Annotated in this window: 21 protein-coding genes and 2 pseudogenes; 20 read left to right on the top strand and 3 right to left on the bottom strand. The window is 70.3% G+C overall.

The features are described from left to right. The 12 genes and pseudogenes from ACFUCU_RS04635 to ACFUCU_RS04580 all read left to right on the top strand — a co-directional run bounded on the left by ACFUCU_RS04635 (nt 1) and on the right by ACFUCU_RS04580 (nt 14,530). Entirely contained in the window at nt 1-1,275 is a 1,275-nt protein-coding gene (locus ACFUCU_RS04635) for a sensor histidine kinase (protein ID WP_377970993.1), read from the top strand. Beyond that, nucleotides 1,272-1,934 carry a response regulator gene (locus ACFUCU_RS04630; protein ID WP_377970991.1) on the top strand — a complete coding sequence of 221 codons (663 nt, stop codon included), beginning with the start codon at nt 1,272-1,274 and terminating at the stop codon, nt 1,932-1,934. Before ACFUCU_RS04635 ends, ACFUCU_RS04630 begins: the two co-directional genes overlap by 4 nt. A 94-nt stretch (nt 1,935-2,028) precedes the next feature. After that, nucleotides 2,029-4,044 carry a penicillin-binding transpeptidase domain-containing protein gene (locus ACFUCU_RS04625; RefSeq protein ID WP_377970990.1) on the top strand — a complete coding sequence of 672 codons (2,016 nt, stop codon included), beginning with the start codon at nt 2,029-2,031 and terminating at the stop codon, nt 4,042-4,044. Between the two features lie 57 nt (nt 4,045-4,101). Then, a complete protein-coding gene (locus ACFUCU_RS04620) occupies nt 4,102-5,841 on the top strand; it encodes an ABC-F family ATP-binding cassette domain-containing protein (RefSeq protein WP_377970988.1) in 1,740 nt (579 codons plus the stop codon). A 56-nt stretch (nt 5,842-5,897) separates the two neighbouring features. Then, on the top strand, nt 5,898-6,668 hold the full coding sequence (locus ACFUCU_RS04615; RefSeq protein ID WP_377970986.1) for a DeoR/GlpR family DNA-binding transcription regulator: 771 nt from the start codon (nt 5,898-5,900) through the stop codon (nt 6,666-6,668). After that, nucleotides 6,665-6,967, top strand: a pseudogene (locus tag ACFUCU_RS04610) (MFS transporter); the annotation flags it as partial. The gene ACFUCU_RS04615 and the pseudogene ACFUCU_RS04610, both read left to right, overlap by 4 nt. Nucleotides 6,968-7,081: 114 nt before the next feature. Next, a pseudogene (locus tag ACFUCU_RS04605) lies at nt 7,082-7,834 on the top strand (MFS transporter); the annotation flags it as partial. 57 nt (nt 7,835-7,891) lie between these two features. After that, entirely contained in the window at nt 7,892-9,394 is a 1,503-nt protein-coding gene (locus tag ACFUCU_RS04600) for a bifunctional phosphatase PAP2/diacylglycerol kinase family protein (protein WP_377970985.1), read from the top strand. A 137-nt stretch (nt 9,395-9,531) separates the two neighbouring features. Then, entirely contained in the window at nt 9,532-10,476 is a 945-nt protein-coding gene (locus tag ACFUCU_RS04595) for an ABC transporter ATP-binding protein (RefSeq protein ID WP_377970983.1), read from the top strand. 3 nt (nt 10,477-10,479) lie between these two features. Beyond that, nucleotides 10,480-11,382, top strand: coding sequence for an ABC transporter permease subunit (locus tag ACFUCU_RS04590; RefSeq protein WP_377970982.1), 903 nt, complete (start codon nt 10,480-10,482; stop codon nt 11,380-11,382). Between the two features lie 311 nt (nt 11,383-11,693). Further along, complete coding sequence (locus ACFUCU_RS04585; RefSeq protein WP_377970980.1) at nt 11,694-13,124, top strand: amino acid permease; 1,431 nt, start codon at nt 11,694-11,696, stop codon at nt 13,122-13,124. 77 nt (nt 13,125-13,201) lie between these two features. Further along, entirely contained in the window at nt 13,202-14,530 is a 1,329-nt protein-coding gene (locus tag ACFUCU_RS04580; protein ID WP_377970978.1) for a M18 family aminopeptidase, read from the top strand. Here ACFUCU_RS04580 and ACFUCU_RS04575 read toward each other — a convergent pair. After that, nucleotides 14,527-15,213 (bottom strand): DUF1345 domain-containing protein, encoded by a 687-nt coding sequence (locus ACFUCU_RS04575; RefSeq protein ID WP_377970976.1) that lies wholly within the window; start codon nt 15,211-15,213, stop codon nt 14,527-14,529. The genes ACFUCU_RS04580 and ACFUCU_RS04575 overlap by 4 nt on opposite strands. Before the next feature lie 246 nt (nt 15,214-15,459). Here ACFUCU_RS04575 and rpsF point away from each other — a divergent pair, with 246 nt between their 5' ends. The 6 genes from rpsF (at nt 15,460) to ACFUCU_RS04545 (ending at nt 18,974) form a co-directional block, all read left to right on the top strand. Further along, nucleotides 15,460-15,765, top strand: coding sequence for a 30S ribosomal protein S6 (gene rpsF / locus ACFUCU_RS04570; protein WP_290257143.1), 306 nt, complete (start codon nt 15,460-15,462; stop codon nt 15,763-15,765). Nucleotides 15,766-15,819: 54 nt separating this feature from the next. Next, nucleotides 15,820-16,401: a single-stranded DNA-binding protein gene (locus tag ACFUCU_RS04565; RefSeq protein ID WP_290257144.1), complete on the top strand. Its 582-nt coding sequence runs from the start codon at nt 15,820-15,822 to the stop codon at nt 16,399-16,401. 125 nt (nt 16,402-16,526) lie between these two features. Continuing rightward, complete coding sequence (gene rpsR, locus ACFUCU_RS04560; RefSeq protein WP_003800144.1) at nt 16,527-16,766, top strand: 30S ribosomal protein S18; 240 nt, start codon at nt 16,527-16,529, stop codon at nt 16,764-16,766. Nucleotides 16,767-16,783: 17 nt separating this feature from the next. Further along, nucleotides 16,784-17,236, top strand: coding sequence for a 50S ribosomal protein L9 (rplI, locus tag ACFUCU_RS04555; protein WP_056736830.1), 453 nt, complete (start codon nt 16,784-16,786; stop codon nt 17,234-17,236). Between the two features lie 145 nt (nt 17,237-17,381). After that, a complete protein-coding gene (locus tag ACFUCU_RS04550; protein WP_290257150.1) occupies nt 17,382-18,236 on the top strand; it encodes a PhzF family phenazine biosynthesis protein in 855 nt (284 codons plus the stop codon). Nucleotides 18,237-18,347: 111 nt separating this feature from the next. After that, nucleotides 18,348-18,974 (top strand): FMN reductase, encoded by a 627-nt coding sequence (locus tag ACFUCU_RS04545; RefSeq protein WP_364138146.1) that lies wholly within the window; start codon nt 18,348-18,350, stop codon nt 18,972-18,974. A 38-nt stretch (nt 18,975-19,012) separates the two neighbouring features. Here the strand turns inward: ACFUCU_RS04545 and ACFUCU_RS04540 are convergent, their stop codons facing one another. Then, the gene (locus tag ACFUCU_RS04540) at nt 19,013-19,579 is read right to left on the bottom strand and encodes a hypothetical protein (protein WP_377970974.1); all 567 of its coding nucleotides are present in this window, start codon (nt 19,577-19,579) and stop codon (nt 19,013-19,015) included. A gap of 589 nt (nt 19,580-20,168) precedes the next feature. On the opposite strand from ACFUCU_RS04540, the gene dnaB reads away from it, so the two are divergent. Beyond that, nucleotides 20,169-21,554, top strand: a complete 1,386-nt coding sequence (gene dnaB, locus ACFUCU_RS04535) for a replicative DNA helicase (RefSeq protein WP_290257154.1) — start codon at nt 20,169-20,171, stop codon at nt 21,552-21,554. Here dnaB and ACFUCU_RS04530 read toward each other — a convergent pair. Beyond that, nucleotides 21,551-22,534 (bottom strand): acyl-CoA thioesterase, encoded by a 984-nt coding sequence (locus ACFUCU_RS04530; protein WP_377970972.1) that lies wholly within the window; start codon nt 22,532-22,534, stop codon nt 21,551-21,553. The genes dnaB and ACFUCU_RS04530 overlap by 4 nt on opposite strands. Before the next feature lie 93 nt (nt 22,535-22,627). Between ACFUCU_RS04530 and ACFUCU_RS04525 the strand changes: the two genes are divergently transcribed. Then, a complete protein-coding gene (locus ACFUCU_RS04525) occupies nt 22,628-23,977 on the top strand; it encodes an MATE family efflux transporter (RefSeq protein WP_377970970.1) in 1,350 nt (449 codons plus the stop codon). Nucleotides 23,978-23,993: the final 16 nt, after the last annotated feature.

The following is a 23,993-nucleotide window of genomic DNA, read 5'->3' as shown; positions in this document are numbered from 1 at the left end:
ATGGAAAGCGAGGCGGGGGACACCCGGCAGGCGGCGGGCACGGCGGTGATCCTGCGTGTGCTGCGCGTGAGCCTGCACGTCGGCTTCGCGGTGCTCCTGCTGGTGGCGGTTGCGCGGCTGCTGGCCGGCGGCCTGGGCACCGGCGCGGCCTGGCTGCAGCTGGTCCTGGCCGTCGCCCTCGCCGGGGTCTACCTGGCCGGAACGGTCCTGGAGAAGCGGCACGCGGCGCTGCCCGGGCGTTTCGACCCGAGTCCGCACGCCCGCTGGTGGCTCGCGCTTGTGTGCCTGCTCTGGCTGGCGCTGATCGCCGGCAGCGCCGACTTTGTCTGGCTCGCCTTCCCGTTGTTCTTCCTTCAGCTGCAGGTGCTGCCCCGGGCGGGTGCCCCCGCCGCGATCGCCACCAGCACCGCCCTGGTGATCGCCGCGCTCTGGTTCCACGGCGGCGGGGCCGCCGGGACGCCGCTGCAGCTGCCGATGGTGCTGGGACCCAGCTTCGGTGCCGCGTTCGCCGTCGTCACCGGTCTTGCCTACCGGGCGCTCTACACCGAGGCGAAGGAGCAGCGCCGCGTGGCGGAGGAACTCCGGTGCACCCGCGCCGAGCTGGCCCGCAGCGAACACGACGCCGGCATCCTCGCCGAACGCGCCCGGCTGGCCCGCGAAATCCATGACACCCTGGCCCAGGGCTTCTCCAGCATCGTGCTGATGGGACGCTCCGCGGAGCAGGCGCTGGCCGCGGGAGATACAGACCTCGCCGCCGCGCGGCTGCACACGGTCCAGGCCACGGCCGCCGGAAACCTGGCCGAGGCCCGCAACTTCGTCCGCGGGCTGCAGCCGCCCGTCCTGGAACGCGAGTCGCTGCCCACCAGTCTGCGCCGGCTCTGCGAGAGTACGGAGGCCGAGGCCGCCGCGCAGGGAATGCCCCTGGCCTGCCGGCTTGAGCTCACCGGTACACCCGTTGAGCTGCCCCGGCCCTACCAGGCCACCCTGCTGCGCGCCGCCCAGGCCAGCCTGGCCAACGTCCGCCGCCACGCCGCCGCCGGCACCGCCGTGGTCACGCTCGGATTCCTCGACACGGAGGTCACTATGGACATCTTCGACGACGGGCAGGGCTTCGACCCGCGGGCCACCGCGGGCCGCACGGACGGCTCCGGCTTCGGCCTGCGCTCCCTGCAGGACCGGCTGGCCGCGCTCGGCGGATCCTTCGCCGTCGAGTCCGCGCCCGGGGAGGGCACCGTGGTGGCGCTCCGCCTGCCGCTGGGCGGTGCGGCCGCGTGAACGACATCCGCGTCCTGCTGGTCGATGACCATCCCGTGGTCCGCGCCGGTCTGCGGGCCATGCTGGCCGGCTGCGAGGGCATCACCGTCGCCGCGGAAGCCGCCGACGGCGCCGCCGCGATCGCCGAACTCTCCCGTCTCCACACACTCGGCGAACCGGCCGACGTCGTCCTCATGGACCTGCAGATGGGCGCGGGCATGGACGGCGTTACCGCGACCGGCCGGATCCGCGCCGGCGCGGCCGGGACTCCCCCGCCCCCGGTCCTGATCCTCACCACCTTCGACTCCGACGCCGACGTCCTGGCCGCGGTGGAAGCCGGCGCCAGCGGCTACATGCTCAAGGACGCCCCGCCCGAGCAGCTCCGCGACGCCGTCCTGGCCGCCGCCGCTGGCCGCACTGCCCTGGCCCCCGAGGTTGCGGCGCGGCTGCTCGGCCGGATCCGGAATCCGGAACCGGCCCTCTCCGCCCGGGAGCTGGAACTGCTGGAACTGCTGGCAACCGGCCTGGCCAACCGCGCCATCGCCAAGGAACTGTTCATCTCCGAGGCCACCGTGAAGACCCACCTGGCGCATATCTACGCCAAACTCGGCGTCGACAGCCGGACGGCGGCCATCGCCACGGCGACGCAACGCCGGATCATCCGCCCCGGCGGCGGGTGACGCTGCCCTCGGATTGCCCCATGGGTGAACGCCGGGACCCCGGGGAACGCCGCGTGACACGGCGATGTCCGGGGCTCAGGGCATAATGGCGCGAATGGGGAAAAAACACATACTGACCTTTGGCCTGACCGGACTGGTGCTCGCCGCCTCGCTGGTGGCCTGCGACGACGGCCGCTCGGGGGCCCAGGACGCCGCCAACAAGCTCGCCTCCGGCCTCTCCGCGCTCGACGTCGGCGCGGTCCCGTTCCAGGGCAAGGACTCCTCCGCCGCAAATGACCGGCTGCACGAGGCCTTCAAGGCACTCGAACCGGCCAAGCCCACGGTCCACGGCGGCGACCTCACCGTGGACAAGGACACCGCCACCCTCCCGCTGGACATCAGCTGGACCATCGGTGGATCCGAATGGAAGTACACCGTGTCCGCCCAGCTGAAGAAGGCCGGAGACACCTGGCAGACCGTCTGGAAGCCGGACCTGCTGGCCCCGGGGCTGACCGATATCGAGGTGCTGGCCACCTCCACGCAGGCGCCGCAGCGGGCCGACATCCTCGGAGCCGGGGACGTGCCGCTGGTGACCTCCCGCGCGGTGGTCAACGTCGGCATCGACAAGACCACCCTCGGCGGAGCCGACCCGGCGGCTTCCGCCGCGAAGCTCGCGGCCCTGGTGGGCGTGGACCCGGCCGGGTACACCCAGCAGGTCCAGGCCGCCGGCCCGCAGGCCTTCGTCGCCGCCATCACGCTGCGGCAGGACGGCCGGACCGTCACGGACGAGCAGATCGCCGCGATCCCCGGAGCCCGGGCCATCGCCGACGCGCTTCCGCTGGCACCCACGCGGACCTTTGCCCGGGCCGTCCTCGGCTCCGTGGCCGAGGCCAGCGCCGAACAGATCGAAAAGTCCGGCGGCGCGCTCAAGAACGGGGACAGCACCGGCACCGGCGGCCTGCAGCAGCAGTACGACGCCCGGCTGCGCGGCACCGACGGCGTCCAGGTCTTCGCCCAGGTCCCCGGCCTCACTCCGGAACAACGCCAGGCCCAGCCCAACGCCGGCCGCCGGATGCTCTTCCAGGTCGCCATGAAGCCGGGCGCCCCGCTGAAGACCACCCTGGATCCGAAGCTGCAGCAGCTGGCCGAGGACACCCTGGCCAAGGTGGGACCGGCGTCCGCGATCGTGGCGCTCCGGCCCTCCAGCGGCGCCGTGCTTGCCGCCGCCTCCGGACCCGGCAGCAACGGCTACGACACCGCCATGCTGGGACAGTACGCCCCCGGATCCATCTTCAAGATCGTCGATTCCCTGGCGCTGATCCGCGGCGGCATGACCCCGGACAGCAAGGTCGACTGCCCCGCCACCCTGGAGGTGGACGGCCGGACCTTCAAGAACGCGGAGGGCTACCCTGCCTCCTCGCTGGGCTCGGTGGCCCTGCGGGATGCCTTCGCGCACTCCTGCAACACCGCCTTCATCAACGCCCGGGACAAGGTCAGCCAGGCCCAGCTGGAAAGCACCGCGGCGTCCCTGGGCGTGGGCGTCGACGCCCCGAAGCTCGGCGCGGCCGCGTTCCTGGGGTCCGTTCCCGGCCAGGCCGGCGGCACCGAACACGCCGCCTCGATGATCGGCCAGGGCAAGGTGCTGCTGTCCCCGCTTGTGGCGGCCGTGATGGCCGGTTCCGTGGCCAAGGGCGCCCCGGTGTCGCCGGTCCTGGTCACCAACCCCGATGCACCCGCCGGCACGCCGGGCGCCACCGGCTCCGCGTCTCCCGCGGCGACGGCAGCCTCAAGTGCTTCCGCCAGCGGGTCGCCGGGTGCGACCTCCACGGCGACCGCTGCCCCGACGGCCTCCGGCACCCCGCTGACCCCGGCCGAAGCGGCGTCCCTGGCCGACATGATGCGCGCCGTCATCACCTCCGGGCACGCCGGCTTCCTCGCCTCCGTCCCCGGCGCCCCGGTGGGGGCCAAGACGGGAACGGCCGAGTTTGGCTCGGACAACCCGCCGAAGACCCACGCCTGGATCGTGGCCACGCACGGCGACCTCGCCGTCGCCGTCTTCGTGGAGGACGGCGGGCTGGGTGCTACCACCTCCGGGCCGCTGCTCAAGGAGTTCCTGACCGGCGCCGGCTAGGCCGGCACCACGGAGCCCCGCGGCCGTGACCGCGGGGCTCCGTGCGAGGATGGAAGCGTGGCCCATATTGACGTTTCCGGCATCGACTACTTCCTCTCCGACGGCACCCAGCTGCTCAACGGCGTGACCTTCAAGGTCCCCGACGGCACCAAGACGGCGCTGATCGGACCCAACGGAACCGGCAAGACCACGCTCTTCCGCATCATCGCCGGTGACCTCACGCCGGACGAGGGCGTGATCGGCCGCTCCGGCAACATGGGCATCATGCGGCAGTTCGTCGGCCAGGTCCGCGACGACTCCACGGTCCGGGACCTGCTGGTCTCCGCCGCGCCGCCCGCGCTGGCCGCGGCCGCGCGCGCCGTCGACGAGGCCGAACTGGCCATGATGGAACACGACGACGAGCCGACCCAGATGAAGTACGCCCAGGCGATCGTCGACTGGGGCGACGCCGGCGGATACGACGTCGAAACCGTCTGGGACGAGGTCTGCATGGCCGCGCTGGGACTCCCCTTCGACCGCGCCCAGCACCGGCCGGCCTCAAGCCTGTCCGGCGGCGAACAGAAGCGGCTGGTCCTCGAGGCCCTCTTCGCCGGCCCGGACGAACTGCTGCTGCTGGACGAACCGGACAACTACCTCGACGTCCCCGGCAAGCGCTGGCTCGAGGCGAAGCTCAACGAGTCGAAGAAGACCGTGTTCTTCATCAGTCACGACCGCGAGCTGCTGAACAACGCCGCCGGCCGCATCGTCACCCTGGAACCGGGCATCAACGGCGCCGGCGCCTGGGTCCACGGCGGCGGCTTCGGCTCCTATGTAGAGGCCCGCGCGGACCGCAACGCCCGCTTCGAGGAGCTCCGCAAGCGCTGGGACGAGGAGCACGTGAAGCTCAAGGAACTCGTCAACATGTACAAGAACAAGGCCGCGTTCCGCTCCGACATGGCCAACCGGTACCACGCCGCGCAGACCCGGCTGGCGAAGTTCCTCGAGGCCGGCCCGCCCGAGGCCCTGCCGATCGAGCAGAACGTGCAGATGCGGCTCAAGGGCGGCCGGACCGCCAAGCGCGCCGTCGTGGCCGAAAAGCTGGAGCTCACCGGGCTGATGAAGCCGTTCTCCACCGAGATCTGGTTCGGTGACCGGGTGGGCGTGCTCGGCTCCAACGGCTCCGGCAAGAGCCACTTCCTGCGTCTGCTGGCGACCGGCGGCACCGACCCGGAACGCGAACACCTGCCCGTCTCCGCGCTGCCTGCGGCTCCCACCCCTCGCAAGCTCGGGGAGGGGCCCTCGCCGCAGCCGCTTGTCGAGATCGCCGAGGTCCCACACGAGGGCACGGTGAAGCTCGGCGCCCGGATCCGGCCCGGCTTCTTCGCCCAGACCCACGTCCGCCCGGACCTCCTGGGTAAGACCCTGCTGGAGATCCTGCACCGCGGCGACGAACACCGCTCCGGCCTGGCCCGCGAGGCCGCCGCCGGCGCGCTGGACGGCTACGGCCTGGCGGGCCAGTCCGAGCAGAAGTACGAGTCCCTCTCCGGCGGCCAGCAGGCCAGGTTCCAGATTCTGCTGCTGCAGCTCTCCGGCGCCACCCTGTTGTTGCTCGATGAACCCACCGACAACCTGGACCTGCACTCGGCCGAGGCGTTGGAACGCGCCATCGGCCACTTCGAGGGCACCGTCCTGGCCGTCACCCACGACCGCTGGTTCGCGCGGACCTTCGACCGCTTCCTCGTCTTCGGCTCCGACGGCAAGGTCTACGAATCCGCGGAGCCGGTCTGGGACGAAAAGCGCGTCGACCGGGTCCGCTGAATGCGCACATGAGCGTTGCGCGTGATCATTTGATCGTTTAACGCTACTGTTTGCTCATGAACACTGAGCAGCGGCACCGCCGCATCGGCGAACTGCTGCGCGGCCGCGACCGCGTGAGCGTGGAGGAACTGGTCGCCGAGTGCGGCGCCTCCGGCGCCACCATCCGGCGCGACCTGGACGTCCTGGCCCTCAACGGCGTGCTCCGCCGGGTCCATGGCGGGGCGCAGAGCCTCGTCGCGGGCGGCGAGCACCCCGAATACGGCCAGCGCGAACTCGAGGACCAGGAGGCCAAGGCGCGGATCGCCGCCGGCGTGGCCGGACTCCTCCGGGACCGGACCCACGTCTGGCTGGACAGCGGCACCACCGCCACCGAGGTGGCCCGGCAGCTGCAACACCGTGAACTGACCGTCATGCCCATGTCCCTGCCCGCCGTCAACGCCCTCGCCGGTGGCGCCACGGCCGGCCGGCGCGCCGGGTTGCTGTTGCCCGGTGGCAGCCTGAGCCCCGGGGAACTCTCCTTCCGCGGCCCGCTGACCGAGTCCACCGTCCGGGCCCTCCGGTTCGACACCGCCGTCGTCACCCCCTGCGCGGTGAGCCTGCGCGACGGCCTGCTGGCCCACGACCTGGAGGATGCCGCCGTCAAGCGCGCCGGACTTGAGTCGGCCGGTCGCGTGATCGCCGCCTGCTCGGCGGCCAAATGGGACGCCGGAGCCGTAGCGCTGGTGGCCGCCCTGGACGCCGTCGACGTCCTGGTGACCGACAAAGACCTGACCCCGGCGGACCGCGCCGAACTCGCCCGTCATTGTGTGGAAGTGGTAACCGTATGAGCAAGCTTCAGACCCGCCAACCCCTCAGGGCGGCGGCCGCGGCCACCTTCCTGGTCTTCGGCATCAACGGGCTGGTCTTCGCCAGCTGGGCCGCCCGGATCCCCGCGGTCACCGACATCCTGGGCATCACCTCGGGCCAGATGGGAACGCTGCTGCTCTGCGTGGCCGTCGGGTCGCTGATCGCCCTGCCGACCGCCGGCTGGGTGGTCAACCGGTTGGGCACGGCCAACACCATCCGGGCCGCCGGGCTGCTCGCGGCCGTCGCCGGTGCCGGCATCGCCATCTCCCTGAACGCCGTCTCGATCCCCGGGACCGCCGTCTCGCTGTTCTTCTTCGGGATCGGGATCGGGCTCTGGGACGTCTCGCAGAACATCGAAGGCGCCGACGTCGAACACCAACTGGGCCGCACCATCATGCCGCAGTTCCACGCCGCGTTCAGCGGCGGGGCGTTCGTGGGTGCCCTGATCGGTGCCGGGCTCTCCCAGCTGGGCATCGGCCTGCCCAGCCACCTGCTGGTCATCGCCGCCGTCGTGGTCGTCGCGGCGCTGACGGCGCCACGCTACTTCCTTCCGCATGCGGCGGGAGCGGACGGGTCGCACGACGCCGACGCCGGGGCGCCGCGCGCCGGCTCGGCCTGGCGGGAGGGCCGCACGGTGCTGATCGGCGTCGTCGTCCTCGGCGCCACCCTGACCGAGGGCGCCGGCAACGACTGGATCGCCAAGGCGGCCGTCGACGGCCTGGGCGCCCCGCAATCGACGGGGGCGCTGCTGTTTGCCGTCTTCGTCCTCGCCATGACCGCCATGCGCCTGTTCGGCGGCCGGCTGATCGACGGCTACGGCCGGGTGCCGGTGCTGCGCGCCAGCATGGGCGCCGCGGCCGCGGGACTTGCCCTGTTCGTCTTCGCCGGCAACCTCTGGGTGGCGGCCGGGGGCGCGGCACTCTGGGGAGTGGGGGCCGCCCTGGCCTTCCCTATGGGGATGTCCGCCGCGGCGGACGACCCGCGCCGCGCCGCCGTCCGGGTCTCCGTGGTGTCCACGCTGGGCTACGTCGCGTTCCTCGCCGGGCCTCCGCTGCTCGGCTACCTGGGCGACCTGACCGGCATCAGGCTGGCCCTGCTGGCCATCGGGGCGCCCATCCTGCTGGCGCTGCTGCTGGCGGGCGCCGCGAAGCCGCTCCGCGCCGGGTAGGGCACGCCGCCGCCGGGCCGGCAGTAAGGTGGGCAGATGCGAAGCATGCTGGCCAAAACCCCGCGCCACTTTGAGAAGCTGGACCGCCGGCTGGTGCGGAAGGTCTCGCGGCTCCCCCACGGCAGCCACGACGACTTCTTCCGGAACCTGTCCGCCGCCGCCAACCACGGCAAGCTCTGGATCGGGATCGCCGCCGGACTGGCCCTGGTTCCCGGCAAGACCCGCCGGGCCGCCCTGCACGGACTGCTGGCCCAGGGCGTGGCGTCCGCGGTGACGAACGTGGTCTTCAAGTCGCTGCTGCCCCGCCAGCGGCCCCTGCCCGAACACCTGCCGACCTTCCGGTTCGTGAATCCGCAGCCCACCAGCTCCTCCATGCCGTCGGGGCATTCGGCCTCCGCCGTGGCGTTCGCCGTGGGGGTGGGCCTGGTCCGGCCGGCCCTGGGCGCCGCCCTGGCCCCGGTCGCCGCGGGGGTGGCCTATTCGCGGGTGCACACCGGGGCGCACTGGCCCTCGGACGTCTTCTTCGGCTCCGCGATCGGCGCCGGGGCGGCCCTCGTGACCCGGCGCTGGTGGCCGGTCCGGCCGCCGTTTCCCGCCGTCCGACGCACCCCCGTGGAGGCCAACCGGCTGCCCGACGGCGAGGGGCTCGGCATCGCCGTGAACACCCTCGGAGGCTCCTACGCCGACCAGACCGCCGCCGCCCTCCAGGAAGTATTCCCCAAGGCGTATATCAAGGAAGTCCAGGCCGGCGAGGACGTCGACGCCGAAATTCAGGCGGTGGCCCGGCGGGAGGGGATCAAGGCCCTCGGCGTCTGGGGCGGGGACGGCACGGTCGGCACCGCCGCGGCCGCCGCCGTCGAACACTCCCTGCCGCTGCTGGTCCTGCCCGGCGGCACCCTGAACCACTTCGCCCGCGACGCCGGCACCCCTACCCTGCAGGCCGCCGTCGACGCCGCGACCCGGGGCGAGGCCGCCCGCGCCGACATCGGCCACGTCGCGGTGGAACGCGGCCTCCCGGACGACCCGGTCCGGCAGCACCTGACAATGCTCAACACCGCCAGCATCGGGCTCTATCCCAACCTGGTCCGGCGCCGCGAACAGCTCCAGCCCGCCCTCGGCAAGCCGCTGGCCGGCGTCGTGGCGATGTTCCGGACCTTCGCCGCCGGAACGCCCAGCACCCTGGTGGTGGACGGGGTGCGGCACAAGCTCTGGATCCTGTACGTGGGCCGCGGCCGCTACTACCCGCGCGATCACGCCCCGCTGGTCCGCCCGGTGCTCGACGACGGCGTCCTGGACCTCCGGATGATCACCGCGGACGAGTCCTTTGCCCGGCTCCGCCTGCTCTGGGCGGTGCTGACCGGGACGGTGGCGACCTCCGGCATCACGCACCTGCGCGAGGCCACGCGGATCCGGGTGGAACCCGCCGGACCCACCATGGTGCTGGCCGTCGACGGGGAGGTCATGCCCGGCGTCCGGGCCGTGGAGTTCTCGGTCCAGCCCGGCGGCCTGGTCTATTACACGCCGCGGGAGCAGGACTGACGGGGGTCCCGGCACCGTGCCGGGACCCTGAGTCGACCCTGAAACATCCCTTAAACCGTTGCCAAACCGGTCCGGTTGGCGGACGGCATGGGTAGCGTGGGGAGCACACAGCCACCGCTACGCAAAGGACCGCTTCTATGATCGAGGCCAGAGGCCTGACGAAGGTCTACGGCGACAAAACCGCCGTCGCCGGAGTTGATTTCACCGTCCAGCCGGGACGGGTCACCGGCTTCCTGGGCCCCAACGGGGCCGGGAAGTCGACCACCATGAGGATGATCATGGGACTGGACCGCCCGACGTCGGGCACCGTGACCGTCGACGGCGTCCCGTACGCCCGGCACGCCGCGCCGCTGCGCGACGTCGGCGCCCTGCTCGACGCCAAGGCCGTCCACACCAGCCGGTCCGCCTACAACCACCTGCTCGCCATGGCCGCGACCCACGGCATCCCGAAGCAGCGGGTCCGGGACGTCATCGAGATGACCGGCCTCGGCGAGGTGGCGCGCAAGAAGGTGGGCGGCTTCTCCCTCGGCATGGGTCAGCGGCTCGGCATCGCCGCGGCCCTGCTGGGCGACCCGCGTACCGTCATCCTCGACGAGCCGGTCAACGGCCTGGACCCCGAGGGCGTGGTCTGGGTCCGCAACCTGGTCAAGTACCTGGCCTCGGAGGGCCGCACGGTGTTCCTCTCCAGCCACCTGATGAGCGAAATGGCCGTCACCGCGGACCACCTGATCGTGATCGGCCGCGGCCGGATCATCGCCGACGCGCCGATCCAGGACATCATCACCGGCAAGGACCGGGGCAGGGTGCGGGTCCGGACCGACCAGGCCGCCGAACTGACGCGCCTGCTCACCGCCGACGGCGCCACCGTGGACGGCCAGGAGAACGAACTGCTCGAAGTCACCGGCCTGGAGCCGCGCCGGATCGCCCGGACCGCGCTGGAGCACGGCGTCATGATCTACGAACTCACCCCGCTCCGCGCCAGCCTCGAGGAGGCCTACATGGAGCTGACCAAGGACGAGGTCGAATACCACTCGCTGATCACCACGGGCGACACCGCCCACGCCCAGGCCGGAGGCAACTGAACCATGAGCTCCACCACCATCGACCCCACGCCCTCCCGCCGCGAACCCGGCGGCCCGGCCCACGCCGCCGGCGGCAGCGGACGCCCCGCCGGCCTCAGCACCGGACCCGGCCCCAGCTTCCCGCGGGTCCTCAACGCCGAATTCATCAAGTTCCGCTCCCTGCTCTCGACCGTGATCCTGCTGGTCGCCACCGCCGCGGTCATCGTGGGCATCGGCGCCCTCGCGTCCTGGGGCATCGGCCAGGCCCTCCAGTCCTCCGGCGCCGATCCCCAGCGCTCCGCCGCACTGGCCGCCCAGGGTGACATCGCGGCGTCGGCCCCGGGTGCCGGGATCTCCTTCGCCCAGTTGATCCTCGGTTCCCTGGCGGTCCTGATCATCAGCTCGGAGTTCACCACCGGCATGGCGCGCTCCACGTTCACGGCCGTACCGCGCCGCATCCCGGCCTTCGTGGCCAAGCTGATCGTCGTGGCGGTCTCCGCGTTTGTTGTCACCGCGGTGTCGCTGTACATCTCCGGCGTCGTGGCGGTGCCGATCTTCGAGCAGTACGGCCACACCCTGGATGTCTCCAGTGACCACTACTGGCGCACCCTGCTGATCAACAGCGCCTACGTGGCAGCCGTCGCCGCCATCGGCCTGGCGCTCGGGGCCCTGCTGCGCAACTCGGCCGGCGGCATCATGGCCCTGGTGGGACTGTTCTTCGTGCTGCCGATCGCCCTGCAGATCATCCAGGGCGACGTGGTCAAGGAACTGCGCAAGTACACCCCGGACAGCACCCTGACCCCGATGACCGCGTCCCAGCACCTCCCGGACACCCTCGAGGCGTGGCAGGCCGCGCTGGTGCTCGGCGCCTGGGTGGTCATCCCGCTGGTCCTGGCCGGCTTCCTGCTGAAGAAACGCGACGTCTAAACCGGGGCTACCCGCCGGTGCCCCCGCCAGGGGTACCCGCGGGTAGCTCCGACGCGGGGCCAGGCAGAGCCTGAAGCAGTGGTTTCAGGCACATTTCAGAATTGCCTGAGAGGCAACAGGCTTTGACCGCCGGGCGCCCGGGCTGGAATCGCGCCCGAAATCACGCACCGTAATCTGTGGGATTGCACAGGACACCGCCTTCCGCGGCCGGTCTACTGTGAAACGACCTTGTGGTCCGCAGCACACGCCCCCCGGCCCCTGAGCCCGGCGTGCGGGCCCGGACCTAGACCACCCACAAAGGACGGCGCTTCATGCAGGCTGACCAGCAACTCTCCAAGTCCCTCAAACCCCGGCACCTCTCGATGATCGCCATCGCCGGCGTCATCGGCGCCGGGCTCTTCGTCGGCTCCGGCGCCGCCATCCAGCAGGCCGGCCCGGGCATCCTGGTCGCCTACCTGGCCGCCGGCCTCGTCGTCATCCTCGTCATGCGGATGCTTGGCGAAATGGCCGCGGCAAACCCGGAAACCGGCTCCTTCTCCACCTACGCTGACAGGGCCCTGGGCCGCTGGGCCGGGTTCAGCATCGGCTGGCTCTACGCCTGGTTCTGGATCATCGTCCTCGGCATCGAGGCCACTGCCGGCGCCGCGATCATGCACCGCTGGGTGCCCGGCATCGACCAGTGGGTCTGGGCCCTGGCCCTGATGATCCTGCTGACACTGACCAACCTCGGCTCGGTGAAGTCCTACGGTGAGTTCGAATTCTGGTTCGCCTCCATCAAGGTCGCCGCGATCGTCCTTTTCCTGCTCTTCGGCGTCGCCGCCATCCTCGGCCTGATCCCCGGCGTCCCCGCCCCGGGCCTGGACAACCTGGTCAACAAGGGCGGCTTCATGCCCAACGGACCGGGCGCCGTCCTGGCCGGCATCCTGGTGGTCGTCTTCTCCTTCTTCGGCGCCGAAATCGCCACGATCGCCGCCGGCGAATCCGAGAACCCGGTCGACGCCGTCAAGAAGGCCGTGAAGTCCACGGTGTGGCGCATCCTGGTCTTCTACATCGGCTCCATCGCCATCGTCGTGACCCTGCTGCCCTGGAACAGCGCCTCCGTGGCCAAGAGCCCGTACGTCGCCGTGATCGAACTCTTCGGCATCCCCGGCGCCGGCACCATCATGGACATCGTGGTGCTCACCTCGGTCCTGTCCTGCCTCAACTCCGGCCTCTACACCGCCAGCCGGATGCTCTTCTCCCTCTCCCGCCGCGGTGACGCCCCCAAGTCCTGGATGCGGATCTCCAAGCGCGGCGTCCCGGCCGGCGCCGTGCTGGCCTCCACCGTGGTCGGCTTCATCACCGTGGGCCTGAACTACATCGCCCCGGACACCGTGTTCCTCTTCCTGGTCAACACCTCCGGCGCGATCGCCCTGTTCGTCTGGCTCGTCATCGCCGTCTCGCAGCTGATCCTGCGCCGCCGGATGGGCGCCGCCGCCAGCGAACTGCAGCTGAAGATGTGGCTCTTCCCGTACCTGACCTGGGCCGCGATCATCAGCATCGTGGCGCTGCTGATCGGCATGGTGATCCTGGACAGCACCCGCGAATCGCTGCTGCTCTCGCTGGCCCTCGCCGCCGTCGTCGTCGGTATTGGGCTCTTCCGCTACCGCGGCCGGGGCCACGCCCCCGCGGGTGACGCCACCGCCCGAAACGCCGCCGAGGTCACCGACGCCGAGCCCGCCGTCACCGGCCCGGCCAAGTAAATCCCGCCGTTCCTCCCCCGCCGCCGCGTCTCCGCGGGCCGGCGGGGGAGGAACGGGCTCCGGTTAGACTCGGAGCCATGTCTTCCACCGCAGCAGAGCACATCCAGGACCTCGGCGCGTACGTCAGCGCCTCCCCGTCGAGCTTCCACGCCGTCCACGAGGCCGCCCGCCGCCTGGATGAGGCCGGGTTCACCGCCCTCGACGAACTGCAGCCCTGGCCCACCGCCGCGGAATCCGACGCCGGCACCGGCCGGTTCTACATGCTGCGCGACGGCGCCCTGATCGCCTGGGTAGTCCCGGAAGGGGCTGGCCCCGTCACTGGCTTCAACATCCTCGGCGCCCACACCGACTCGCCGTCCTTCAAGCTCAAGCCCAAGCCCAGCACCGGCAAGTTCGGCTGGCTCCAGGCCGGCGTCGAGGTCTACGGCGGCCCGCTGCTGAACTCCTGGCTGGACCGGGAACTGCAGCTCGCCGGCCGCCTGGTGATGCTCGACGGCACCGAACACCTCACCGCCACCGGCCCGCTGCTGCGCTTCCCCCAGCTCGCCATCCACCTGGACCGCGCCGTCAACGACGGTCTCGCCCTGGACAAGCAGCAGCACATGAACCCGGTCTACGGCCTCGGTGACCCGGCAGATTCCGACCTCCTGGCCCTCCTCGCGGACCGGGTCGAAGGCGCCACGGTGGACCCCGCGCAGATCGGCGGCTACGACGTCGTCATCGCCGACACCCAGCCCCCCGCCGTCTTCGGCGCCCGCGGCGAGTTCTTCGCCTCCGGCCGCCTCGACAACCTCTCCGCCACGCACGCCGGCCTCATCGCCCTGATCGACCACGCCGCGGGGCCGGTCCCGGCGGACGGACCGATCGCCGTCCTCGCCGCCTTCGACCACGAAGAGATCGGTTCCGCCTCCCGCTCCGGCGCCTGCGGCCCGGTCCTCGAGGACGTCCTGGTCCGCATCTCCGACGGCCTCGGCGCCACCGCCAGCCAGCGCCGGCAGGCCTTCGCCGCGTCCTTCTGCGTCTCCGCCGACGCCGGCCACGCCGTGCACCCGAACTACCCGGAACGGCACGATCCGGCCAACCGGCCGGTCCTCAACGGCGGACCGCTGCTGAAGATCAACGCCAACCAGCGCTACGCCACCGACGCCACCGGAGCGGCCCTCTGGGCGCGGCTCTGCACCGAGTCCGGCGTCCCGTACCAGGAATTCGTCTCCAACAACGTGATGCCGTGCGGCTCCACGATCGGGCCGCTGACCGCCACCCGCCTGGGCATCCGCACCGTCGACGTCGGCGTCCCGCTGCTCTCGATGCACTCCGCGCGGGAACTTTGCGGCGTCGAGGACCCGCACCGCCTGGCCACGGTCACGGGCGCCTTCTTCCGCACCGCCGCCGGTCAGGCCGGCTAGGAGCTGGCGAGGCCGATCACCACGTTGATGGTGGCGGCGAGGATCACGGTGCCGAAAAGGTAGGAGAGCAGGCTGTGCTTGAGGGCCTCGGCCCGGATGGCGTGGTTCTTCAACGCGGTGTCCGAGACCTGGTAGGTCATGCCCAGGCTGGTGGCGAGGTACGCGAAGTCCGTGTACTGCGGCGGCTCCGGCTGGTTGAAGTCGATGCCGCCCACTGCGGCACCCGCCCTGGCAGAGGTGCTGAAGTACAGGGCGGCGTAGCGCAGGGTGAAGAGCGTCTGCACGAGCATCCAGGACAGCGCCGTGGAGGCCAGGGCCAGCAGCCCGCCGGCCAGCCGGAATCCGCCGCTGCCGCTGTGCGAATCGATGACGACGGCGGCAACCGCTGCGAGGCTCGCCAGGTTGGCGGCGAGGATCATCAGGTCCGTCACCCGGTGCGAGGGGTCCTCCGAGGTGGCATGGGCCCGCGTCCCCGCCGCATCCAGCCGTCCGATCACGATCCACACCCAGGCGACATAGATGAAGGCCGCGACGCTCCAGCCCACCGCCGGAGCCTCAACCCACCGCCCGCCGAGGCCGGCGGCGACGCCGGACGCCAGTCCGGCGGCGAGCATGACGACGAAACGGAGCCGGCTGCGGCGGATGGGGAAGCCGGTGGACTGCGGAGCGGTGGCCGGGGTCATGAGCAGATCATGGCACAGGGACCTTGGCCGGAAGTTATCCACACCGCCGCGGGCCCGCTTCCCCGCCGCCCCGCGGGGGATTACGGTGGGTGCAGAGTCGCCGAAAACGCCCCGGATGCACTAAGCTGTTGAAGTCTGTGCTGCGTCACGCCCCCGTTCCGGGTGCGCGGCCGTGCAGTCACCGCAAATGAACCTCCTGTTACGGAAATGCCGTAACCGCTTAGCCCAAAGGAGGTGGGTTCACATATGCGTCCTTACGAATTGATGGTAATCATCGACCCCGAGGTCGAAGAGCGTACCGTTGAGCCGTCGCTTCAGAAGTTCCTGAATGTCATCACCAACGATGGTGGAACCATCGAAAAGGTTGACATCTGGGGCCGTCGTCGACTGGCTTACGAAATCCAGAAGAAGTCCGAAGGTATCTACGCCGTGGTGAACTTCACCGCTGAGCCGGCTACCGCCAAGGAACTTGACCGCCAGCTGAGTCTTAACGAGACCATCATGCGCACCAAGATCATCCGCCCCGAAGAGCAGAAGGTTGTTGCTGAGTAATTCAGCTCCACCCCTCAATCTTTAACCCCGTAGGAACGAACAAGGAGGCAGTAGATGGCAGGCGAGACCACTATTACGGTCATCGGTAATCTCACCAATGACCCCGAACTGAGGTTCACCCCGTCAGGTTCGGCAGTAGCGAACTTCACCATCGCTTCTACGCCCCGCACGTTCGACCGCCAGTCCAACGAGTGGAAGGACGGGGAAACCCTGTTCCTCCGCGCTTCGGTCTGGCGTGAAGCAGCCGAAAACGTCGCCGAGTCCCTGACCAAGGGCATGCGCGTGATTGTTTCCGGCCGCTTGAAGAGCCGTTCCTACGAAACCAAGGAAGGCGAGAAGCGCACCGTTATCGAGCTGGAAGTCGACGAGATCGGCCCCAGCCTGCGCTACGCCAATGCCAAGGTCAACCGCACCCAGCGCTCCGGCGGGGGTGGCGCCGGAAACGGCGGCCAGGGTGGCTTCGGCGGCGGCAACAGCGGCGGTTTCGGTGGCAACTCTGGTGGAAACCAGGGCGGCAACTCGGGTGGAAACTGGGGCGGCGGCCAGCAGGCTGCGCAGGATGATCCGTGGGCAACGCCCGGGGTCAGCAATGCCGGCGGCTGGGGCAACGGCCCGGATTCCGAACCTCCCTTCTAAACACCATATAAAGGTCCGACGCCGGACCCGCACGGGCGCCCCAGGGCGGCCGCGAGAGAACGGCGGCGGATCACCACCATCCCGTGGATCAATATCCACGGGCTCCATCGAATAGGAGCTCCACGATGGCTAAGGCTGAACTCCGTAAGCCCAAACCAAAGTCCAACCCCTTGAAGGCCGCTGACATCACTGTCATCGACTACAAGGACGTAGCATTGCTGCGCAAGTTCATCTCCGACCGCGGCAAGATCCGCGCCCGTCGCGTCACCGGCGTCACGGTCCAGGAACAGCGCAAGATCGCACAGGCAATCAAGAACGCCCGCGAAGTTGCTCTGCTGCCTTACTCCGGCGCTGGCCGCGGCTAAGGAAGGGATTAACTAACATGGCAAAGCTCATTCTGACCCACGAAGTCACCGGTCTCGGTGCTGCTGGCGACGTTGTCGAGGTCAAGGACGGTTACGCCCGTAACTACCTGCTGCCCCGCAACTTCGCCCTGACCTGGTCCAAGGGTGGCGAGAAGCAGGTTGAGTCCATCAAGGCCGCCCGCGCCGCCCGCGAGCACGCTTCCCTGGAAGACGCTCAGAAGCAGGCTGCGGCTCTGCAGGCCAAGCCGGTCAAGCTCGTCGTCAAGGCCGGCGAAACCGGCCGCCTGTTCGGCACCGTCAAGCAGGGCGACGTCGCCGACGCCGTTGAGGCCGCTGGCCTCGGCCGCATCGACAAGCGCAAGGTTGAACTGCCGGCTCACATCAAGTCGACCGGTTCCTACCAGGCCAACGTCCGTCTCCACGACGACGTTTCCGCTGTGATCGAACTCGACGTCGTCGCAGGGAAGTAGTCTTTACGACTGACTGACTGCACGACGGGGAGGCCCCCGCCTCCGGATCCCCTCAGGGAACCGGGAGCGGGGGCCTTCTGCGTTAACTCCCCGCAGAGGACCGGGCCGCACGCCCGGGACCGGCGGCGGTGATAGCCTGCGGCAGGTGACCGATAATCCTGCACCCCGGCTTCGCCCCTTCGCCCAGGTCGACGTTTTCTCCGCCGAACCCTACCGCGGGAATCCGCTGGCAGTGGTGCTCGACGGAGACGGCCTCGACGCCCAGGCCATGCAGAGATTCGCCAACTGGACCAATCTCTCGGAGACCACCTTCCTGCTGCCGCCCACGGATCCCCGTGCCGACTACCGGGTCCGGATCTTCACCGGCAGCGAGGAGTTTCCCTTCGCCGGCCACCCGACCCTGGGGTCTGCCCATGCCTGGCTCGAGGCGGGCGGCATCCCCCGGCGGGACGGGGAGCTGGTGCAGGAATGCGCCGCCGGTCTGGTGCGCGTGAGGCGCGACGGCGGCCGCCTGGCCTTCGCGGCACCACCGCTGACCCGCTCGGGGCCGGTGGCGGAGGCGGACCTGGGCCGCATCGCGGCCGGGTTGCGGTTGACCCGGCACGAACTCCTGGACGCGTCCTGGCTGGTCAACGGGCCGGAATGGATCGGTGTCCTGCTGGAATCCGCGGAGCAGGTGCTCGCCATCAGGCCCGACTATGCCGCGCTGGCCGGGCTGAAGGTCGGCGTGATCGGCCCCCACCCGGACGGATCGGAGCCGGGCTTCGAGGTCCGCACCTTTATCCCCGGAGACGCGGCCGCTGAAGACCCGGTCACGGGAAGTTTCAACGCCGGGGCGGCCCAGTGGCTGATCGGAACCGGCCGGGCGCCCAGCTCCTACCTGGCGGCGCAGGGGACGGTGCTGGGCCGTGCCGGGCGCGTCCACATCGAGGCTGCCGGTGACGATATCTGGGTTGGCGGAAGCTCCGTGAGTTGCATCGAGGGATTCGTCCTCCTCTGAACGGCTCCTCTGAACGATTGGAGGCATGGGAAGCGGAGGGGAATAAAGCGCCACGGCACCGGCTTCTATAGGTAGATGCAAATGCATGTACCTCGATTTTAGGAGCGCACCGTGGAAACCCGCCGCATTACCGTCCTCTCCGCCGGACTCGGCGTCCCCTCCTCCAGCCGCCTGCTGGCCGACCAGCTGGCGGCCGCCGCCAAGGGCAGGCTGGAGCGCGAGGGCTACGCCGTCACTGTCGACGTGGTGGAACTGCGCGACCTGGCCGTGGACATCGCCAACAACTTCGTCACCGGGTACGCCGGCCCGCGGCTGGCGGAAGTGATCGCCGGCGTCGAGGCCTCTGAGGGCCTGATTGCCGTCACCCCGGTCTTCAGCGCCTCCTACAGCGGTCTGTTCAAGTCCTTCATCGACGTGCTGGACCCCAAGTCCCTCGACGGCAAGGCGGTGCTCCTGGGCGCCACCGGCGGCACGGACCGGCACCAGATGGTGCTGGACTACGCCATGCGGCCACTCTTCAGCTACCTCCGGACGCGTACGGCGGCCACCGGCGTCTTCGCCGGCCCCCAGGACTGGGGGACCGCGGGCGACGGCGGCTCGCCCCTCTCGTCACGGATCGAACGGGCCGCGGGGGAGTTCGCGGCCCTGCTTCAGGGTCCGCAGCCGGGCCGCCGGCAGGAACCCGCGGCGTCGCTGCCCTTCGAGCAGCTGCTGGCCGGCATCTCGGGCGGACACTAGGGAGCAGCGGCGCCCGGACCGGGTGTCAGCGCCGGGTGTCAGTCGTCCAGGAGGGCGATGAACTCCCGGGCCTCGTCGAGGGTGATATCCGAGTGGCGGCAGAGCGCCGCCGCGGCGCCCTCGACGTCGCCTTCGGCGGCCTGGCGGCGGATCCGGCCGTAGATCTCGTCGTTGAGCATGGTGCTGCTGACTTCCCGGGTGACCTCGCCCCTGCTGGCGATGGCACGGTAGCGGTAGGGGAAGTGCTGCGGCGCCTCGGAGTCCTCGGTCGGCGCGTCCGCCGGGGCGGCCTCCCGGAACGGCTGGGGATGGGCCGCCAGCGCCGCGACGGCGTCACGTGCGGCGCGCAGGCCCGTCCCGGTCGCCTCCCGGTAGGCCTGGATGGCGGCCACCGCCTGCCCGCGGGCAATGAGGGCGTAGACCCGGCGGTGCTGGTTCTGGTCCAGGCCCTGCGCGGCGGCACGGGCGGCCTCCGGAGAGGACGGGGCGCCGGTGGGGCCCGAATCCACCCCGGCGTTCCGCCGCCGGCCCAGCGCCCGCGCCACGAGAATGACGACGACGGCGGCGAGCACCAGGATGGCAAGGGGGATGAGTAGGGCTTCCATACGTTCTGGACCAATCCTTGGGGGTGCGGGTGCGGGTTTTGATGCGGGTGCGGGCCGGAGGCCGGTCGGGGCCGGACGGGCCGGCGGTTTGTAGACTGTCGCGCACCGTTATCCACAGCATATTCCGCCCGCCGTATGGCGGAACCCGGGATCGGGGGCGGAGCGGCGCGGAATCGGTGATATGCATCACAGAATAGGCATATGTGCGGAGTTTTCCGGCCGGAATGTGCTGCAGTTTCCCCAGCACAGCCGTCGCGGCTGTGGATGAAAGTTTTCCAAAATTCTTTTGCGTCCACAGCCTGAACGCAGTGTTTCCGCAGGTCAGAGGCGATGTATGAGCGAAACAATATTCTTTTCCACAGAACTTCCCACAGGCTGTGCACAAGCAGGGGGCGGTGCTCCACACCTTATCCACAGCCCCGGTGGACAACCGGGTTGGAGCCAGGCCCCCGGGGGGATAGCGTGGCGGGAGACCAGCGGCAGCCGGGCCCCACACCGCCATCCTGTCAGTGCCCGCTGATACACCTGACGCATGGGACGGAAGCCGCCGGCGGCGGCGCCCCACGGCACACAACGAAGGACGGCAGTTTTGTCAGTTACGCATCTGGACTCGATCGAGGGAACCCGGGGAGCAGAGGGCAGCCGCAAGCCGCCTCAGGACATTCCGGCCGAGCAGTCCGTGCTGGGCGGCATGATGCTCTCCAAGGATGCCATCGCCGACGTCGTCGAAATCCTGCGCGGCCAGGACTTCTACCGCCCGGCCCACGAGACCATCTATGAGGCCATCATCGACCTCTACGGCCGGGGCGAGCCCGCCGACGCCGTCACCGTCTCCGATGAACTGACCAAGCGCGGCGAAATCAACCGCATCGGCGGGCCCGCCTACCTGCACGAGCTGATCCAGACCGTTCCCACGGCCGCGAATGCCGGGTACTACGCGGAGATCGTGGCCGAACGCGCCGTGCTCCGCCGCCTGGTGAACGCCGGGACCAAGATCGTCCAGCTCGGCTACGGCCAGGACGGCGAGGTGGAGGACCTGGTCAACCAGGCCCAGGCCGAGGTCTACGCCGTGGCCGAGCGCCGCACCGCCGAGGACTACGTGGTCCTCAAGGACGTCATGGAATCCACGGTGGACGAGATCGAGGCCTCAGGCCACCGCGGCGAGGGCATGGTGGGCGTCCCCACCGGCTTCTACGAGCTCGATGAGCTGACGCACGGCCTGCACCCGGGCCAGATGATCGTCATCGCCGCGCGCCCCGCCGTCGGTAAGTCCACGTTCGCGCTGGACTTTGCCCGCTCGGCCGCGATCAAGAACAACCTCGCCACCGTCATGTTCTCCCTGGAAATGGGCCGGAACGAGATTGCCATGCGCCTGCTCTCCGCGGAAGCCACGATCGGCCTGCAGGACCTGCGCAAGGGCACCATCAAGGACGAACAGTGGTCCAAGATCGCCACCACGATGGGCCGGATGAATGACGCCCCGCTGTTCATCGACGACAGTCCCAACATGTCCCTGATGGAAATCCGCGCCAAGTGCCGCCGCCTGAAGCAGCAGCACGACCTCAAGCTGGTCATCCTCGACTACCTGCAGCTGATGAGCTCGGGCAAGAAGGTCGAATCCCGCCAGCAGGAAGTATCCGAGTTCTCCCGTGCCCTGAAGCTGCTGGCCAAGGAACTCCAGGTCCCGGTGATCGCCCTCTCGCAGCTGAACCGTGGCTCGGAACAGCGCCAGGACAAGCGGCCGATGGTCTCCGACCTGCGTGAATCCGGCTCCATCGAGCAGGACGCCGACATGGTCATCCTGCTGCACCGCGAAGACGTCTACGACAAGGAGTCCCCCCGCGCCGGCGAGGCGGACATCCTGATCGCCAAGCACCGTAACGGTCCCACCAAGGACATCGTGGTCGCCTTCCAGGGCCACTACTCCCGGTTCGCCAACATGGCCGGCGACGCCGGCGGCGGCGGGGGCTTCTAGGCCGGACCCGCCGGCCGGTCGGGGAGCAGGTGGTTGGGCAGCCGGTTCCCGGGGGCCCGGCCGCGGATCTCCAACAGCTCCCGGGCGTGGGCGTGCAGCCGCCGGTCCTCGTCCGAGGCCGGCACCCACTGCCGTACCGGGACCGAGGTGCCCGTCGCGTCCCGGGCCACCATCACGGTCAGGCAGTAGGTGGTCAGGTTCAGTTCGTGGCCCTTGGGGTCCCCGGAGCGGACGTGCACCGCGATGTGCATGCCCTTGGTGCCGGTGTACACCAGCCGCGCCTCGACCTCCACGATGTGACCGATCAGCAGCGGACGGTAGAACCGCACCCCGCCGGAGAACACGGCCACCGTGTCCATCCCGCAGTACCGGGAGGCGCAGACGTAGGCCGCCTCGTCGATCCACTTCATCACGATGCCGCCGTGCACCTTGCCGCCCCAGTTCACGTCCGTGGGCGCGGCCATGAAGCGGAGCGTGACGCGTTCGGCCGTGCCGGCGGCGGTGTATTCCTGCCGGTTCATGGTCTCGACGATCTCCTCGCGGACCTTGATCCGCGCCAGCGCATGGTCCCGCTCCTCGATCTCCGCCGGGGTGGCGGGCTCGAACTGCGGCACCGGGATGGGTTTGCCGTCCGCGCCCACGGCCACGAAAATCACCAGGCACTGGCTGCGCATGGTGGCGGGGCCGCCCTTCGGATCGCCAGAGGACACCACGGTCCGGATGTGCATGGAGGACCGGCCGGTGTAGACGATCGTGGCCTCCACCTCCACCATGTCCCCGCTGTTGACCGGGTCCGCGAAGTGGATGTTGCCCACGTAGGCGGTCACGCAATAAGACTTCGCCCAGCCGACCGCCGCGGCATAGGCGGCTTTGTCCACCCATTCGAGGACCGTCCCGGCGTCCACGGAGCCGCTGTGGCCGACGTCGGTGGGCGCGGCCAGGAAGCGGAGGGTGACGGCATTGTCGGGGGACTCATCCATGCCTGCGAGTGTACTGACGCGGCCGTGGGCGGACACAGGCGCAATGACACATTCGCGCGCACCCGCGCCACACGGGACGGCTAGGGTGGAGCCGTGCCCGCGCAACCCACCACCACCACTATCGCCCGCCCGGACCAGCGCCGGGAGATCCTGCGCCTGGCCGTCCCGGCCTTCGGCGCGCTGATCGCCGAGCCGCTGTTCCTGCTCGCCGACTCCGCGATCGTTGGCCACCTCGGCGTCGCGGAACTGGCCGGCGTCGGTCTCGCCTCCGCCGTCCTGCACACCGCCGTCGGGCTGATGGTGTTCCTGGCGTACTCCCCCACCCCCGCCGTCGCCCGCGCCGTCGGCCGCGGCGACCTGGCCCGCGCCCTGGCGTCCGGCCGCGACGGACTCTGGCTGGCGCTGCTCCTTGGCGCAGCCCTGGCCGCCGCCGGCGCCCTCGCCGCCGGGCCGCTGCTGGACCTGATGGGGGCCCATGGCGAGGTGCGCACCTTCGCCGTGGACTACCTTCGCTGGTCGATGCCCGGCCTGGTCGCCATGCTGCTGATCTTCGCCGGGACCGGGGTGCTCCGGGGGCTGCAGGACACCCGGACGCCGCTCGTGGTGGCCACCGCCGGGTTCGCCGTCAACATCGGCCTCAACGCGTTCCTGGTCTACGGGCTGGGGCTGTCCGTCACCGGGTCGGCGCTCGGCACCAGCATCGCCCAATGGGGCATGGCGCTGGTCTATGTGGTGATGGTGCAGCGCACCGCCCGCCGGCACGGGGTCCCGCTGCGGCCGGACTGGCTCGGCATCCGCGCCCTGACGCAGGTGGGGTCTTGGCTGATGCTGCGCACCCTCAGCCTGCGCGTCGCGATCCTCGCCACCGTGCTCGTGGCCACCGCCCAAGGCGCCGTGAACCTGGCCGCCCACCAGCTCGCGATGACCGTCTTCACCTTCCTCGCCTTCGCCCTCGACGCCCTGGCGATTGCCGCCCAGGCCCTGATCGGGAAGGAATTGGGCGCCTCACACCCGGCGGCGGCCCGGGAGCTGACCCGGACCATGGTCCGCTGGGGCCTGGGCTTCGGCGTGCTGACGGGGGTGCTGCTGGCGGTGGCTGCCCCGTGGGCGGGCCTGCTGTTCACCGCCGACGACGGCGTGCGCTCCACCCTGGCGCTGGCGCTGTGGGTCCTCGCCGCGGGCCAGCCGCTGGCCGGCTACGTGTTCGTCCTGGACGGCGTGCTGATCGGCGCCGGGGACGCCACGTACCTGGCGGTGGCCGGCGTCGTCAATCTGCTGGTGTACCTGCCGCTGCTGCTGGTGGTCCGGCTTTCCGGGGCCGCCGGGGGAGAGGGGCTGCTCTGGCTCTGGGCCGCGTTCTCCTTCGGCTACCTCGGCGCCCGGGCCGTGACCCTGGGGCTCCGGGCCCGCACGGACCGCTGGATGCGGCTGGGCGACGCCTGAGGCCCGCCAGCGCCTA

It is taken from the genome of Arthrobacter sp. NPDC057259 (assembly GCF_042668995.1).
In the GTDB taxonomy this organism is placed as follows: domain Bacteria; phylum Actinomycetota; class Actinomycetes; order Actinomycetales; family Micrococcaceae; genus Arthrobacter.
This window is presented reverse-complemented; position numbering and strand designations above follow the sequence as displayed.

Bases quoted from the DNA above. Each gene is read 5' to 3' on its own strand.
- ACFUCU_RS04635 (WP_377970993.1), top strand. From the start codon at position 1: ATGGAAAGCGAGGCGGGGGACACCCGGCAGGCGGCGGGCACGGCGGTG.
- ACFUCU_RS04625 (WP_377970990.1), top strand. From the start codon at position 2,029: ATGGGGAAAAAACACATACTGACCTTTGGCCTGACCGGACTGGTGCTC.
- ACFUCU_RS04615 (WP_377970986.1), top strand. From the start codon at position 5,898: ATGAACACTGAGCAGCGGCACCGCCGCATCGGCGAACTGCTGCGCGGC.
- ACFUCU_RS04600 (WP_377970985.1), top strand. From the start codon at position 7,892: ATGCGAAGCATGCTGGCCAAAACCCCGCGCCACTTTGAGAAGCTGGAC.
- ACFUCU_RS04595 (WP_377970983.1), top strand. From the start codon at position 9,532: ATGATCGAGGCCAGAGGCCTGACGAAGGTCTACGGCGACAAAACCGCC.
- ACFUCU_RS04590 (WP_377970982.1), top strand. From the start codon at position 10,480: ATGAGCTCCACCACCATCGACCCCACGCCCTCCCGCCGCGAACCCGGC.
- ACFUCU_RS04585 (WP_377970980.1), top strand. From the start codon at position 11,694: ATGCAGGCTGACCAGCAACTCTCCAAGTCCCTCAAACCCCGGCACCTC.
- ACFUCU_RS04580 (WP_377970978.1), top strand. From the start codon at position 13,202: ATGTCTTCCACCGCAGCAGAGCACATCCAGGACCTCGGCGCGTACGTC.
- ACFUCU_RS04575 (WP_377970976.1), bottom strand. From the start codon at position 15,213: ATGACCCCGGCCACCGCTCCGCAGTCCACCGGCTTCCCCATCCGCCGC.
- rpsF (WP_290257143.1), top strand. From the start codon at position 15,460: ATGCGTCCTTACGAATTGATGGTAATCATCGACCCCGAGGTCGAAGAG.
- ACFUCU_RS04565 (WP_290257144.1), top strand. From the start codon at position 15,820: ATGGCAGGCGAGACCACTATTACGGTCATCGGTAATCTCACCAATGAC.
- rpsR (WP_003800144.1), top strand. From the start codon at position 16,527: ATGGCTAAGGCTGAACTCCGTAAGCCCAAACCAAAGTCCAACCCCTTG.
- rplI (WP_056736830.1), top strand. From the start codon at position 16,784: ATGGCAAAGCTCATTCTGACCCACGAAGTCACCGGTCTCGGTGCTGCT.
- ACFUCU_RS04540 (WP_377970974.1), bottom strand. From the start codon at position 19,579: ATGGAAGCCCTACTCATCCCCCTTGCCATCCTGGTGCTCGCCGCCGTC.
- ACFUCU_RS04530 (WP_377970972.1), bottom strand. From the start codon at position 22,534: ATGGATGAGTCCCCCGACAATGCCGTCACCCTCCGCTTCCTGGCCGCG.